The sequence below is a fragment of the Streptomyces araujoniae genome (genome assembly GCF_050871195.1).
GTDB lineage: Bacteria > Actinomycetota > Actinomycetes > Streptomycetales > Streptomycetaceae > Streptomyces > Streptomyces bacillaris.
Genome location: NZ_CP194070.1, coordinates 746,842 through 761,174, shown reverse-complemented (window position 1 = coordinate 761,174; position 14,333 = coordinate 746,842). Strand labels below are relative to the sequence as shown.

General features: G+C 73.7%; 10 protein-coding genes. 4 read left to right on the top strand and 6 right to left on the bottom strand.

Going from position 1 to position 14,333, the window contains the following annotated elements:
* Window positions 1-56: 56 nt before the first annotated feature.
* From ACQ9ZG_RS03020 to ACQ9ZG_RS03010, 3 genes are all read left to right on the top strand, one after another.
* Entirely contained in the window at window positions 57-719 is a 663-nt protein-coding gene (locus tag ACQ9ZG_RS03020) for a DsbA family protein (protein ID WP_109914365.1), read from the top strand.
* A 111-nt stretch (window positions 720-830) separates the two neighbouring features.
* On the top strand, window positions 831-1,199 hold the full coding sequence (locus tag ACQ9ZG_RS03015) for a BlaI/MecI/CopY family transcriptional regulator (RefSeq protein ID WP_018492542.1): 369 nt from the start codon (window positions 831-833) through the stop codon (window positions 1,197-1,199).
* Window positions 1,196-2,101, top strand: coding sequence for a M48 family metalloprotease (locus tag ACQ9ZG_RS03010; RefSeq protein ID WP_165272506.1), 906 nt, complete (start codon window positions 1,196-1,198; stop codon window positions 2,099-2,101). Before ACQ9ZG_RS03015 ends, ACQ9ZG_RS03010 begins: the two co-directional genes overlap by 4 nt.
* Window positions 2,102-2,167: 66 nt before the next feature.
* Here ACQ9ZG_RS03010 and ACQ9ZG_RS03005 read toward each other — a convergent pair whose 3' ends face one another.
* Window positions 2,168-3,208: an NlpC/P60 family protein gene (locus tag ACQ9ZG_RS03005; protein ID WP_109917274.1), complete on the bottom strand. Its 1,041-nt coding sequence runs from the start codon at window positions 3,206-3,208 to the stop codon at window positions 2,168-2,170.
* A 141-nt stretch (window positions 3,209-3,349) separates the two neighbouring features.
* Here ACQ9ZG_RS03005 and ACQ9ZG_RS03000 point away from each other — a divergent pair, with 141 nt between their 5' ends.
* Window positions 3,350-4,906: a fused MFS/spermidine synthase gene (locus ACQ9ZG_RS03000; RefSeq protein WP_109917275.1), complete on the top strand. Its 1,557-nt coding sequence runs from the start codon at window positions 3,350-3,352 to the stop codon at window positions 4,904-4,906.
* A gap of 178 nt (window positions 4,907-5,084) precedes the next feature.
* Here the strand turns inward: ACQ9ZG_RS03000 and ACQ9ZG_RS02995 are convergent, their stop codons facing one another.
* From ACQ9ZG_RS02995 to ACQ9ZG_RS02975, 5 genes are all read right to left on the bottom strand, one after another.
* Window positions 5,085-6,866 carry an ABC transporter ATP-binding protein gene (locus ACQ9ZG_RS02995; protein ID WP_109916323.1) on the bottom strand — a complete coding sequence of 594 codons (1,782 nt, stop codon included), beginning with the start codon at window positions 6,864-6,866 and terminating at the stop codon, window positions 5,085-5,087.
* The gene (locus ACQ9ZG_RS02990; RefSeq protein WP_109916324.1) at window positions 6,863-8,698 is read right to left on the bottom strand and encodes an ABC transporter transmembrane domain-containing protein; all 1,836 of its coding nucleotides are present in this window, start codon (window positions 8,696-8,698) and stop codon (window positions 6,863-6,865) included. The genes ACQ9ZG_RS02995 and ACQ9ZG_RS02990 overlap by 4 nt, the downstream gene beginning before the upstream one ends.
* A gap of 212 nt (window positions 8,699-8,910) precedes the next feature.
* Window positions 8,911-10,401, bottom strand: a complete 1,491-nt coding sequence (locus ACQ9ZG_RS02985; protein ID WP_499281567.1) for a Gfo/Idh/MocA family protein — start codon at window positions 10,399-10,401, stop codon at window positions 8,911-8,913.
* A gap of 225 nt (window positions 10,402-10,626) precedes the next feature.
* Window positions 10,627-13,629, bottom strand: a complete 3,003-nt coding sequence (locus ACQ9ZG_RS02980; RefSeq protein WP_499279832.1) for an FAD-binding and (Fe-S)-binding domain-containing protein — start codon at window positions 13,627-13,629, stop codon at window positions 10,627-10,629.
* 64 nt (window positions 13,630-13,693) lie between these two features.
* On the bottom strand, window positions 13,694-14,257 hold the full coding sequence (locus tag ACQ9ZG_RS02975; RefSeq protein ID WP_499279830.1) for a MarR family winged helix-turn-helix transcriptional regulator: 564 nt from the start codon (window positions 14,255-14,257) through the stop codon (window positions 13,694-13,696).
* Window positions 14,258-14,333 lie beyond the last annotated feature (76 nt).

Sequence of the window (14,333 nt, the reverse complement as noted above, 5' to 3'; positions counted from 1 at the left end):
CCGGGCATCCGAGCGCCACCGCCGTGCCCGGCCCGTTCCGTGAGGACGAACGAACCGTGAAGAAGCATCTGATCGTCGCCGCAGTGATCCTGGCGGCCTTCGCCGCGGGCCTCGGCTCCTTCCTGCTGCTGGCACCCGAGGACCGCGACCGGGGCATGGTGGAGGTCGAAGCCGCCGCCCAGGCCCAGCCCGTACGGGAATCCAGCCACCGGCTCACCTCGCCGGAGCGGAGCGAGCTGACGGTGGTGGAGTTCCTGGACTTCGAGTGCGAGGCGTGCGGAGCGGTCTACCCGGCTGTGGAGAAGCTGCGCGCGGAGTACGGGGACCGGGTCACCTTCATCGCCCGCTACTTCCCGATGCCGGGCCACAGGAACGCCCTGCTCGCCGCCCGTACGGTCGAGGCCGCCGCCCAGCAGGGCAAGTTCGAGGAGATGTACGGCAAGCTCTTCACCACCCAGGCCCAGTGGGGCGAGGCCACCGAGTCCAAGGAGGCGCTCTTCCGCGCGTACGCCCGGGAACTCGGCCTCGACATGGAGAAGTTCACCGCCGCGCTGAACGACCCGGCGACCACCGAACGGATCGAGGCCGACCAGCGCGACGGCCTCGGCCTCGGGGTCCAGGGCACGCCCACGTTCTTCGTCGACGGGCTCAGGATCCCCAACCCCGCCTCGTACGAGGAGTTCCGCGCCCTCATCGAGAAGCGGCTCGCGCGCCGGTGACGCCCGCCGCGCGCACCCGTCCGACGCGTACTCCCGAAGCTGCCGCGCGAACCTAGAATGTGGACGCGGGCGCATCGGAAGAGGGCGCGGGGACGGAAGTAGGGACGGGGCATGCGACGGCTCGGAGAGCTGGAGGCCGAGATCATGGACCGTCTGTGGACCTGGGACAGACCGGCGACGGTCCGCGAGGTCGTCGACGACATCAACCTCCGCCGTCCCGCCGCCTACACGACGGTGATGACCGTGGCCACCATCCTCTACAACAAGGGCTGGCTGACCCGGCGCAAGCAGGGGCAGGCGTGGCTCTACACGCCGGTGCGCAGCCGCGAGGCGTATGCGGCGGCCCTCATGGAGGACGCCCTGGGGGCGAGCCGGGACCGCTCGGCCGCCCTCGTCCACTTCGTCGAGCGGATGACGGACGACGAGGTCGCCGCGTTGCGCGAGGCGCTGCGGGCGACGGGCCGGGGCGGCGAGCTGTGAACGCCGCCCCCGCCTTCCTCGGCTACGCCGCCGCCGTCGGCGTACTGGCCCCGCGCGTGCTGCTCCGCAGCGCCTGGCCGCAGCGCGCACCGCTGCTGGCGGTCGCCGTGTGGTTCGCGCTCGCGGCGTCCCTCTCGCTCTGCGTGCAACTGGCCGCCGCGCACCTGACCACCCCCGGGGCGCATCTGCACGGCATCCTCTACTCCTGCCGGGCTGCCCTGGGCCTGGGCGGCGGTGAGACGGACGGCGGCCAGGGCGTCTCCTGGGGGCTGGTGGCGCTCGTCGTGCTGCTCGCCGCCCATCTGACCGGCTTCGCCCTCCACGCCGTACGGGCCCGGGCGGCGCGCGCCCGCCACCGTGACGTGCTGGACAAGGTGGGGCGCCCCTCGGCGCGGCTGCGGGCCACGGTGGTGGAGCACGCCGAGCCCGCCGCGTACTGCCTGCCGGGCCGCCGCCCGAGGGTCGTCGTCAGCAGCGGTGCGGTCGACGCCCTCTCGCGCGACGAACTCGGCGCCGTCGTCGAACACGAGCGGGCCCACATCCACGGCCGCCACCATCTGCTCCTCGCGGCGGCCCACGCCTTCGCCTGGGTCTTCCCCGGGCTGCCCCTCGCCCGCGGGCTGCGGGAACAGATCCCGCTGCTGCTGGAGATGGCCGCCGACGACCGGGCCCTGCGCCGCTCCCCGCACCACGCGCTGGCCACGGCGATGTTCACGCTGGCCGCCGGGCGGGCGCCGCGCGGGACGCTCGCGGTCGGCGGCGCGTCGGTCGTCATCCGCCTCCGCCGCGTCCTGACCCCGCAGCCCGGCGCCCATCCGGCGCTCCGCTGCACGGTCGGCACCGGCGCCCTCATGGCCCCGCTGCTGCCCGTCCTGCTGACCTGCCACGCCGGACTCGGGTGACGGTCCCCGCCCCTCCCCGCCCGCGGCCCCGGTTCCGCTCTCCCGGCCATGGGCGGGGGCGCGGCCTCAGATCCGTACGCCCCACATGAACGGCATCCCGCTGCGCGCCATCGACTCGTAGCGCACCACCGCTCCCGGCTTCGGCGAGTGGAGGATCTGGCCGTTCCCGGCGTAGAAGCCGACATGGCTGAGGTCGGTCCGCATGATGACGAGGTCGCCGGGCTTGAGCGCGCCGATGGAGTTGATCCGGGTCCCGGCGTTGGCCTGGGCCTGGGAGGTGCGGGGCAGGCTGACGCCCGCCTGCCGGAACGCCCAGGAGGTCAGCCCCGAGCAGTCGAACGACCCCGGGCCCGTGGCCCCCCAGACGTACGGCATGCCGACCCGGGTCTTGGCCGCCGCGAAGGCCCCCGCGGTGATGCCGGAGGCGCTGGCCTCGTTGCCGAGCTGGACCCGCTCGCTGGTCCGGTTGGCGCGCTCCTCCTTGGCGGCGATCTCGGCCCGCTCCTTGGCCGTCAGCGTGTTGAGGAGCCGCTGCGCCTCGGCCAGCTTGCCCTGGATCTCCTTCTTCCGGTTCCCCAGCTCCTTGCGGGTGTCCTGGAGGGCCGTGAGCTTCGTACCGGCCTGGGTGCGCTTCTGCTGGAGGCCGCGCTGCTCGGACAGGAACCGCTGGAGAGCCTGCGACTGGCGTGCGCTCAGCCGGTCCAGGACCGCCGCCTCGTCCAGATAGGCGTCCGGGTCGGAGGAGAGCAGCAAGCGCACCGAGGGGTCGATCCCGCCGCTGCGGTACTGGGCGGTGGCCGCCGAACCGAGCCCGCGCCGCAGCTCGTTGAGGTCGTCCTGCTTGCGGGCCACGGCCTCCTGGAGGTCGTCCGCCTCCTTGCGCAGCGTCTCCGCGTTCTCCTTCGCCCCGTTGTACTTCTCCGTGGCCTGGGTCGCCTCCTCGTGGAGGCGGTCTATCTGCGCCTGCACGCCCTTCTTGTTCGGATCGGGCAGCGGGTCGGCCGACGCCGGAGAGGCGGAGAGCGCGACGCTCACCGCGGCGGTCGCCGTGAGCACGGACGCGTAACCCTGGCTGGAGGACTGCTTGGGACGACGGTGGGAGGCCACGGGGGAGGGCTCCTTCTTCCTCGGCCGCCGACCGAGGGGCCGTGCGGAGGCTGGGCCACGCATACTAATCAACTTAGTGACCGGGATCCAAGCGCCCTCCGGCCGCCCGGAGTTCCCGCACCCGCATGCGAGGATGCTGCGGTGACCACACCGTCCTCCCCGCCCGCGGCCGATGACTCTCCCGCCCCCGAGGGGCCGCCCCGCGACCGTGGCATGGGCCAACGCGCCGCGGCGGTGCTGGTGTTCGGCTCCTCGGCCGCCGTGCTGGTCGTCGAGATCGTCGCCCTGCGCCTGCTGGCCCCGTACCTCGGTCTCACCCTCGAAACCAGCACCCTGGTCATCGGCATCGCCCTCACCGCGATCGCCCTGGGCTCCTGGCTGGGCGGGCGGGTCGCGGACCGGACCGACCCGCACCGGCTCATCGCCCCCGCCCTCGGATTCTCCGGCGTGGTCGTCGCGCTCACCCCGCTGCTGCTCCGCACCACCGCGGAGTGGGCGGCCCCTGCTCTGCTCCTGGTCGCGGCGGGCACACTGCTGGTGCCGGGCGCCCTGCTCTCGGCGGTGACCCCGCTCGTCACCAAACTGCGGCTCACCAGCCTCGCGGAGACCGGGACGGTGGTGGGGCGGCTCTCCGGGGTGGGCACCTTCGGCGCCATCGTCGGCACGGTCCTCACCGGCTTCGTCCTGATCTCGCGGCTGCCCGTCAGCTCCATCCTGATCGGCCTCGGCACCCTGCTGGTGATCGGCGCGGTCCTGACGGGCTGGCGGGCCCGCCGCTGGCGCCGGGCCTCGGCCGTGGCGCTGGCCACCGTCGTCGTGGGCTCCCTCGCCACCGCGTTCGCCCCCGGCGGCTGCGACGCGGAGACCCGCTACCACTGCGCCCGGGTCGTCGCGGACCCCGAGCGGGCCACCGGCCGCACCCTCGTCCTGGACGGGCTGCGCCACTCCTACGTCGACGTCGAGGACCCGACGTACCTCAGGTTCGGCTATGTACGCGCCATCGCGGCCGCCGTCGACACCGCGTTCCCCGCGGGCGAGCCGCTCGCCGCCCACCACATCGGGGGCGGCGGCCTCACCTTCCCCCGCTATCTCGCGGCCACCCGCCCCGGCACCCGCAGCCTCGTCTCCGAGATCGACGGCGGGATCGTCCGCATCGACCGCGAACGGCTGAACCTCGGGGCCTCCACCGGCATCGACGTCCGGGTCGAGGACGCCCGGCTCGGCCTGAAGCGCCTGGAGGACGACAGTCGCGACCTCGTCGTCGGGGACGCCTTCGGAGGCGTCAGCGTGCCGTGGCACCTCACCACGTCGGAGGCGCTGCGGGACGTACGGCGGGTGCTCAGGGACGACGGGCTGTACGCGGTCAACCTCATCGACCACGGCCGGCTGGAGTTCGCCCGCGCCGAAGTCGCCACGCTGGCCTCGGTGTTCCGGTACGTCGCCGTGGTCGGCGCCCCCGTGGACATCGGCCTGGACCCGGCCGCCGTCCCGGTGGGCGGCAACATGGTGGTGCTCGCCGCCGACCGGCCCTTCGACGCGTCGGCCATCCAGGAGGCCCTGGACACCCGGGAGACGGACTGGCGGATCGCCACGGGCGGCACCGTCACCGCCTGGACCGGGGACGCCCGGATCCTCACCGACGACCACGCCCCGGTCGACCAGCTCCTCCAGCCCCACCGCTCACCGACCGTACGCTGACCCGCCGCACACCGGCCCACCGCTCACCGACCGTACGCTGACCCGCCGCACACCGGCCCACCGCACACCGGCCGTGCGCTGACCGACCGGGCGCCGTCCGAGCGGTGACCCGCCGGGCCCGGCGTACGGCCGGCCGCGGCACCGTCCGCGGGCCGCCCTCCGGGACCCCCGGGCACCCTCACCCGTGCCAGGACCGCCACAGCGCCGCGTACGCCCCGTCCGCCGCCACCAGCTCGTCATGGCTGCCCAGTTCGCTGATCCGGCCGTCCTCCACCACCGCGATCACGTCCGCGTCATGGGCCGTGTGCAGCCGGTGCGCGATCGCCACCACCGTACGGCCCTCCAGCACCCGGGCGAGCGAACGCTCCAGGTGGCGGGCGGCCCGCGGGTCGAGCAGCGAGGTCGCCTCGTCCAGGACCAGCGTGTGCGGGTCCGCCAGCACGAGCCGGGCCAGCGCGATCTGCTGGGCCTGCGCGGGGGTCAGCGCGAACCCGCCCGAACCGACCTCCGTGTCCAGCCCCTTCTCCAGCGCCTCCGCCCAGCCGTCGGCGTCCACCGCGGCCAGCGAGGCCCACAGCTCGGCGTCCTGCGCCCCCTCCCGGGCCAGCAGCAGGTTGTCCCGGAGCGAGCCGACGAAGACATGGTGCTCCTGGTTGACCAGGGCCACGTGCTCCCGGACCCGCTCCGCCGTCATCCGCGACAACTCCGCTCCGCCGAGAGTCACTTCACCGGTGCGCGGGGCGTAGATCCCGGCCAGCAGCCGGCCCAGCGTCGACTTGCCCGCGCCCGAGGGGCCCACCAGCGCGAGCCGGGTGCCCGGCGCCACGTCCAGCGACACCCGGTGCAGGACGTCCACGCCCTCCCGGTAGCCGAAGCGCACCTCGTCGGCCCGCACGTCGCGGCCCTCCGGCCCGACCTCCGCGCTCCCCGCGTCCGGCTCGATCTCCCGTACGCCGACCAGCCGCGCCAACGACACCTGGGCGACCTGGAGTTCGTCGTACCAGCGCAGGATCATCCCGATCGGGTCGACCATCATCTGGGCCAGCAGCGCCCCCGTGGTCAGCTGTCCGACCGTCAGCCACCCCTCCATCACGAACCAGCCGCCGAGCAGCAGGACCGCGCCGAGGATCGTCACATACGTGGCGTTGACCACCGGGAAGAGCACCGAGCGCAGGAAGAGCGTGTACTGCTCCCACGCCGTCCACTCCGTGATCCGCCGGTCCGACAGCGCCACCCGGCGCCCGCCGAGCCGGTGCGCCTCCACGGTCCGCCCGGCGTCCACGGTCTCCGCCAGCACGGCGGCGACGGCCGCGTAACCGGCGGCCTCCGAGCGGTACGCGGACGGCGCCCGCCGGAAGTACCAGCGGCACCCCACGATCAGCACCGGCAGCGCCACGATCACGGCCAGTGCCAGCGGGGGAGCCGTCACGGTGAGCGCGCCGACCAGCAGCCCGGCCCACACCACACCGATCGCCAGCTGCGGCACGGCCTCGCGCATCGCGTTGGCCAGCCGGTCGATGTCGGTGGTGATCCGGGAGAGCAGATCGCCCGTCCCGGCCCGCTCCAGGACGCCCGGCGGCAGCCCGACCGACCGGACGAGGAAGTCCTCGCGCAGATCGGCGAGCATCTCCTCGCCCAGCATGGCCCCGCGCAGCCGCATGGACCGGGTGAAGACCGTCTGGACCACCAGCGCCAGCGCGAAGATCGCGGCCGTGCGCTCCAGATGGAGGTCGGTGACCCCGTCGGACAGGTCCTCCACCAGCCCGCCGAGCAGATACGGACCGACGATCGACGCGATGACCGCCACCGCGTTGGTGCCGATCAGCAGCGCGAACGCCGTGCGGTGGCGCCGCAGCAGACCCCGTACGTAGCCCCGTACGGTCGTCGGGGTGCCGACGGGAAGTGTGGTGGCCGACTCCGGGGCGGCCGGGTCGTACGCCGGAGGTGCGACGCCGATCATGCCCTCTCCTCGATTTCCTGGGCGCTCTGCGGGACGTTGTTCAGGGCGGGGACCGTGACGTCGTCAGCCGCGGCCTCCTCGTCGGTCTCGCGGGTGACGACCGCCCGGTAGCGCGGTTCGGTGCGCAGCAGGTCGCGGTGGGTGCCCACGGCGACCACGGACCCCTCGTGGACCAGGACGACCCGGTCCGCCAGGTCCAGCAGCAGCGGGGACGAGGCGAACGCGACCGTCGTACGGCCCCGGCGCAGCGCCGCCACCCCGGCGGCGACCCGCGCCTCGGTGTGCGAGTCGACGGCGGAGGTCGGCTCGTCCAGGACCAGCGCCTCCGGGTCGGTGATCAGCGACCGGGCGAGCGCGAGGCGCTGGCGCTGGCCGCCGGAGAGCGACCGGCCCCGCTCGGTGATCCGGGTCCGCATCGGGTCGCCGTCGTGGTCGGGGGAGGCCTGGGCGAGGGCGGCGAGCACATCGCCGCACTGCGCGGCCTCCAGCGCCGCCTCGGCGGTGACCAGGCCGGACGACGGCACGTCCAGCAGCTCCCGGAGCGTGCCGGAGAGCAGCACCGGGTCCTTGTCCTGGACCAGGACGGCGGTCCGCGCGGTCTCCAGCGGGAGTTCGTCCAGCGCCACGCCACCGAGCAGCACCGACGGGGTCTCCGCCGCCTCCTCGCCGTCGTCGTCGCCGGTCCGGGCGTGGCCGCCCAGCCGCTCCGCCAGCCGTCCCGCCCGGTCCGGGTCGCCGCTGACGACGGCGGTGAACTGCCCCTGAGGGGCCATCAGCCCGGTGGCGGGGTCGTACAGATCGCCCGAGGGAAGGCCCGACGCGGTGGCCGTCAGGTCGCCGCGGCGCAGCGACAGCACCCGGACGGCCCGCTGCGCGGACGGCCGGGAGAAGGAGTAGGCCATCGCGATCTCCTCGAAATGACGGAGCGGGAAGATCATGAGCGTGGCCGCGCTGTAGACCGTGACCAGCTGGCCCACCTCGATCCGGCCGTCCCGCACCAGCGTCGCCCCGTACCAGATCAGGGAGATCAGCAGGAGCCCCGGCAGCAGCACCTGCACCGCCGAGATCAGCGCCCACATCCGGGCCGAGCGCACGGCCGCCCTGCGTACCTCCTGGGAGGCGCGGCGGTAGCGGCCGAGGAAGAGCTGCTCGCCGCCGATGCCGCGCAGCACCCGCAGCCCCGCCACGGTGTCGGAGGCCAGCTCGGTCGCCCTGCCCGCCTTCTCGCGCTGCTCGTCGGCGCGCCGGGTGGCGGGCGGCAGCAGCGGCAGCACGGCGAGGGCCAGCACCGGCATGGCGACGGCGACGAGCACGCCGAGGGACGGCAGGTAGACGACCAGTCCCACGCAGACCAGGACGAGGGCGGTGGCGGCGGCCGCGAAGCGCGAGAGCGCCTCCACGAACCAGCCGATCTTCTCCACGTCCCCGGTGGACACGGCCACGACCTCACCGGCCGCGACCCGCCGGGTCAGGGCGGAGCCCAGCTCCGCGGTCCTGCGCGCCAGGAGCTGCTGCACCCGGGCGGCGGCGGTGATCCAGTTGGTGACGGCCGTCCGGTGGAGCATGGTGTCGCCCAGGCCGATCGTGACGCCCAGGAGCGCGACCAGACCGCAGGCGAGCGCCAGGCGCGATCCGGAGCGGTCCACGACGGCCTGCACACCGAGGCCGACACCGATCGGGAACCCGGCGATGCTCAGCTGGTGGAGCAGACCCCAGCCGAGGGCCTTGAGCTGTCCGCCGAGCTGATTGCGCCCGAGCCAGTACAGGAAGCGGGGGCCCGACCGTACGTCGGGGTCGCCGGGGTCCTTGTACGGAAGATCGCGAATCTGCATGACGTCCCAGGGCTCGGTACGCGCCCGGCCTGTGCGGGGCCGTGCGGATACGGGGTGACCAAACCGTGCAAGGTTCGCCTTCCACCGTCTCCGGGGGCAACCGGTTTTCGCGGTGCTCCCGCCGCCGCGCGGTGACCGCTCCCGCGGCTGCTCCACCGCTCCCGCACCGGCCCGCCGGGGTCCCGGGCCGAGCCGCCCGGGACCCCGTGGTGTCAGGCGGCGGGCTTCTCCGAGTCCATGCCCGACCTGGCCTTCTTCCACGCGCCCCGGGTGAAGTCCGGTATCGGCAGCGGGGCGCCCTTGGCCTTGATGGAGAGATGGCTCAGCGGCACGGGGGCCGTCCAGACGGCCGCGTCGTACACGTCGAAGTCCGGGACCAGCCCGAGCCGCATGCACTGCATCAGCCGGAAGACCATGATGTAGTCCATCCCGCCGTGGCCGCCCGGCGGGTTGGCGTGTTCCTTCCACAGCCAGTGGTCCCACTTGGCGTACTTCTTGAAGTCGTCCCACTGGTGGTTGGTGTTCGTGGGCTCCAGGTAGATCCGCTCCGGATAGTCCTCGAAGACGCCCCGGGTGCCGCCGAGGCTGTTGATCCGGGAGTACGGGTGAGGTGACGACACGTCGTGCTCCAGCCGGATCACCCGGCCCCGGGCGGTCTGCACCAGGCTGATCGTCCGGTCGGCGCCGATGTACGACTCCTTCCAGCTCGGGTCGCCCGGCGGCATGTGCTCCTTCCGGTACGCGGCGAGGCCGAGGGCGGGGGTGCCGACGCTGGTGATGGAGACGGCCCGGTCGCCCCGGTTGAGGTCCATGTAGTTGGCGACCGGCCCGAACCCGTGGTTGGGGTAGAGGTCACCGCGCAGCCGGGTGTGCCAGAGCCGCCGCCACGGGCCCTCGTAGTAGTCCGGGTCGAACATCAGCTGCCGCAGATCGTGGTTGTACGCCCCCGCGCCGTGCAGCAGCTCCCCGAAGAGACCGGCGTGCGCCATCCGCAGCACCCGCATCTCGTTCTTGCCGTAACAGCAGTTCTCCAGCTGCATGCAGTGGCGCCGGGTGCGTTCGGAGAGGTCGACGAGCTGCCACAGCTCGTCCAGGCGCATCGCGATCGGGCACTCCACACCGACGTGCTTCCCGTTCAGCATCGCCGCCCTGGCCATCGGGAAGTGCGTCTCCCAGGGGGTGGCCACATAGACGAAGTCGATGTCCCCGCGCCGGCAGAGGTTGACGTAGTCGTCCTCGCCCTTGGCGTAGACGGCGGGGGCGGGCTGCCCGGCGGCCGTCACCTTGGCGGCGGCCTTCACCGTCTTCTCCCGGACCGGGTCGCAGACCGCCACGACCCGGACGCCGGGGACGGCCAGGAAGAGGTCGATCATGCTGTCGCCCCGGTTGCCGAGGCCCACGATCCCGACCCGCACGGTCGAGCGCCGCTCGAAGGGGACGTCCGTCATCGTGCGGCCCTGCCGGGCGGGGACGGCGGCCACGGCCTCCGCGGCCCGTACGGCCTCGGCGGCCTCCGGCGCGGCGCTCCCGGCCGCCGCCGCGGAACCGCCCGCCAGGGAACTCAGCCCGAGTCCGGCGCCGGCCACGCCCGCCGTGGTCCACAGCACCGAACGACGGCTGGGATCCTGCCGGTTCACCTCGTCACCGGTGCTCGGCGGAGGGAGGTCCCGCGGTGTCTGTCCGGGCCGGGCGTCGTCGTTCATCGAGCCTCCAGGTGGGGTGTGGGGGTTCTGGACGTGCGCGAGCGGGGCCGGTCCCCTGCGGGCGCGGGCGCGCAGGGACCGGGCCTCGGTAGGACCCTGGACGGTGAGGCTGATGGTGCGCAAGAGAGCCCGATTGGACTCCCGTGCGCAAACCATGGACTTTTCTCCGGGGCACACGAAAGCCCCGACTGGTTCAACCAGTCGGGGCCTGCGGAACCGCGCCGATCAGGCCTTTTCGGAGCCCTCGGCGCCTCGCCCGCGGGGCCGCCGGGTGGCCCGCTCCAGCTCGATCAGGGCCGAGCGGTACGGGTGGCCGGTGGCCCGTTCCATGCCGATTTCGCACATGCGGTTGGCCGAGAGATAGGTGTCGTACGTACGGGAGTTGACCTCGGCGGCTTCCTCGGCCGTGGCGGAATCGGTCAGCTCCTTGTGCAGCATGCCCCGGTCGCCCGCGAACGCGCAGCAACCGGCACCGTCGGGGACGGTGACCTCGTCGGCACAGGCCTCGGCCAGCGTGCGCAACTGCCCCGCATCGCCCAGGTGTTCCATCGAGCAGGTCGGGTGGACGACGGCCGAACCGGCCTTCTCGAACACCGTCAGCTCCGGCAGCAGCTCGTCGGCCGCCCATACGAGGGAGTCCACGACGGTCAGCTCCCGGTGCAACTCCCGGTTGTCATCGGTGAGATACGGGACGACCTCCTCGGCGATCCCCAGCGTGCAGGAGGACGCGTCCACGACCAGCGGCAGCGCCCCGCCGCCCGTCCAGCCCCAGGCCGCCTCCACGATCCGGTTGGCCATGATCCTGTTGCCCTCCTCGTACCCCTTGGAGTGCCAGATCGTCGCGCAGCACGTCCCCGCCACGTCCTCGGGGATCCACACCGGCTTCCCGGCCCGCGCGGAGACGGCCACCACCGACTCGGCCAGGGAAGGGGCGCGCTCCGCTCCGGTCCGGGGGCCCCGGCCGGGTGCGGCTTCCGGTCCCGCGAAGATGCGGTTGACGCAGGCCGGGTAGTAGACCGCGCTCACTCCGGCGCGGGCGGTCCGCGGCAGCTCGCGGGCGGCGGCGCCGGGGAGCTGGGGCAGCCACTCCGGTACGAGATCGGGGCGCACGGCCCGGCGCGCGAGCCGGGTCACGGCCTCCAGGAGCCGGTCGCCGCCCCGCTCCCCGATGGCGTCCCCCGCCCCCACGGCGAGCCGGGCCGAGGCCTCCACCACCCGGAAGTTCCTCGCGGTGAGCGCCGCGATCCGCTCCTCGCGCGGGGTGTGCCTGCGGTGGCGGAACCCCTTCATCATCGCCCCGGTGTCGATGCCGACCGGGCAGGCGAGCTTGCAGGTCGAGTCCCCGGCACAGGTGTCCACCGCGTCGTACCCGTAGGCGTCCAGGAGACCGGCCTCCACGGGGGAGCCGTCCGCCTGGCGCATCATCTCCCGCCGCAGCACGATCCGCTGGCGCGGAGTGGTCGTCAGATCCCCGCTGGGACAGGTCGGTTCGCAGAAACCGCACTCGATGCACGGGTCGGCGACCGCCTCCACCTTCGGAATGGTCTTCAGCCCCCGCAGATGGGCGCGCGGATCACGGTCGAGCACGATGCGCGGCGCCAGCACCCCTCCGGGGTCGATGATCCGCTTCGTCCGCCACATCAGCTCCGTCGCCCGTGCGCCCCACTCCTGCTCCAGGAACGGCGCGATGTTGCGCCCGGTGGCGTGCTCCGCCTTGAGCGAGCCGTCGAAACGGTCCACGACGAGGGCGCAGAACTCCCGCATGAACGCGTCGTACCGCTCGACGTCCGCCGGCCGGGCGGCGTCGAAGGCGAGCAGGAAGTGCAGGTTGCCGTGGGCCGCGTGCCCGGCCACGGCCGCGTCGAAGCCATGGCGGGACTGCAGCTCCAGCAGCGCTTCGCAGGCGTCGGCCAGCCGGTCCGGCGGCACCGCGAAGTCCTCGGTGATCAGCGTCGTCCCCGAGGGGCGGGAGCCGCCGACCGCCGTCACGAAGGCCTTGCGCGCCTTCCAGTACCCGGCGATCGTCCCCGCGTCCCGGGTGAACGCGTTGGTGACGGAGGCGGCCGGAGCCACCAGGTCCAGCCCCCGCATCAGCTCGGCGGCGGCCCGCTCGTACGCCTCCTGGGCCGTTTCGTCCGGGGCGCGGAACTCGACCAGCAGCGCCGCCGTCTCCCGGGGCAGCGCCGCCCAGTCGGCCGGAACGCCCTTCACGCTGACCGAGGCGCGCAGGGTGTTGCCGTCCATCAGCTCCACCGCGATGGCCCCCGCCTCGTTGAACCGGGGGACGGCGGCAGCGGCGGCCGGGAGGGACGGGAAGAAGAGCAGCGCGCTGGTGACCCGCCGGTCCAGCGGCAGGGTGTCGAAGACGGTCTCGGCGATGAAGCCGAACGTCCCCTCGGAGCCCACCATGAGACCGCGCAGGATCTGGACGGGCGTCGCGCCGTCGAGGAAGGCGTCCAGCCGGTAGCCGTTGGTGTTCTTGATGGCGTACTTGCTGCGGATGCGGGCCGTCAGCTCCCCGTCCGCCTCGATCTCCGCCTTGAGCGCCAGCAGCCCCGCGCAGAGGTCCGGCTCCGCCCGGGCCAGCTCCTCGTCGGCGGCGGGATCCGCGGTGTCGACGACGGTGCCGCTCGGCAGGACGAAGGTGAGCGAGGCGAGCGTTCGGTAGGAGTTGCGGGTGGTGCCCGCCGTCATGCCCGAGGCGTTGTTGGCGACGACCCCGCCGACCGTGCAGGCGATGGCGCTCGCCGGGTCGGGGCCCAGCAGCCTGCCGTACCGCGCCAGGGTGGTGTTGGCCCGCAGAACGGTGGTGCCGGGGCGGATGCGGGCCCGGGCTCCGTCGTCCAGCACCTCGACGCCGGTCCAGTGGCGGCGGACGTCGACGAGGATGTCCTCCCCCTGGGCCTGGCCGTTGAGGCTGGTGCCCGCGGCCCGGAAGACGACCTCGCGGCCCCTGCCGTGGGCGTACGACAGGATCGCGGAGACGTCGTCGAGGTCCTCGGGGACGAGCACGACCCGGGGGAGGAAGCGGTACGGGCTGGCGTCGGAGGCGTACCGGACGAGGTCGGAGATCTTCCAGAGCACCTTCTCCGCGCCGAGCAGGGCGACCAGCTCGGAGCGCAGCGGCTCGGGGGTGCCGCCCGCGCTCCGGTCGGTGACCCGGTCGACGGCGGGGTCACGGGCCGTACGGGGGCGGAGGGCCTCCGGATCGGGCTCCAGCAGCGGCATGTCGGCGTCCCTTCGGCGGTCGTACGGTGCACGGCCCCCGGTCCGGGGCCGTGCGCACCCGGTCTCAGCAGTGGCGCTCCGGCATTCCGTCGACCAGGGCGGAGAGCAGCCCGCCGAGCACCTCGCGCTGCTCGGAGGTCAACGGAGCCAGGATCTCCTCCGCGGCGGCCCGGCGCGCGTTGCGCAGGGAGCGCAGCGTGGCGCGCCCCTCGTCGGTGATCCGGATGCGCACCACCCGGCGGCTGTCCGGGTCGGGGGCGCGGCGGACCCGCCCGCTCGCCTCCAGGGCGTCGACCAGCGTGGTCACGGCGCGCGGGACGACGTCCAGGCGCTGGGCGAGATCGGCCATCCGGGGGGCCGCGTCGTAGCTCGCGACGGTCCGCAGCAGCCGGAACTGGGCCGGGGTGATCCCGATCGGCTCCAGCTGGCGGCTCTGGATGCGGTGCAGCCGGCGCGTCAGCCGCAGCAGCTGCTCGGCGAGCATGCCGTCGGGATCCCGGTCCCGGCCCCGGTCGTGAGTGGGACCGGGGCCGGGGTCGGTCGCGGGACCGGCGGCGGGACCGGGGGACCGGCCGGCCGGTCCGGCCGCATCCGGGGCGTCGGCGGCGGGGGAATCTGAGACGTCCATACGGGAACAATATCAGGACCCCGTTCATTGTGAGTATAGGTAACAATGAGCTAAGCTCTGAACGTCGGATCCGTCC

Bases quoted from the DNA above. Each gene is read 5' to 3' on its own strand.
- ACQ9ZG_RS03015 (WP_018492542.1), top strand. From the start codon at position 831: ATGCGACGGCTCGGAGAGCTGGAGGCCGAGATCATGGACCGTCTGTGG.
- ACQ9ZG_RS02995 (WP_109916323.1), bottom strand. From the start codon at position 6,866: ATGATCGGCGTCGCACCTCCGGCGTACGACCCGGCCGCCCCGGAGTCG.
- ACQ9ZG_RS02990 (WP_109916324.1), bottom strand. From the start codon at position 8,698: ATGCAGATTCGCGATCTTCCGTACAAGGACCCCGGCGACCCCGACGTA.
- ACQ9ZG_RS02985 (WP_499281567.1), bottom strand. From the start codon at position 10,401: ATGAACGACGACGCCCGGCCCGGACAGACACCGCGGGACCTCCCTCCG.
- ACQ9ZG_RS02980 (WP_499279832.1), bottom strand. From the start codon at position 13,629: ATGCCGCTGCTGGAGCCCGATCCGGAGGCCCTCCGCCCCCGTACGGCC.
- ACQ9ZG_RS02975 (WP_499279830.1), bottom strand. From the start codon at position 14,257: ATGGACGTCTCAGATTCCCCCGCCGCCGACGCCCCGGATGCGGCCGGA.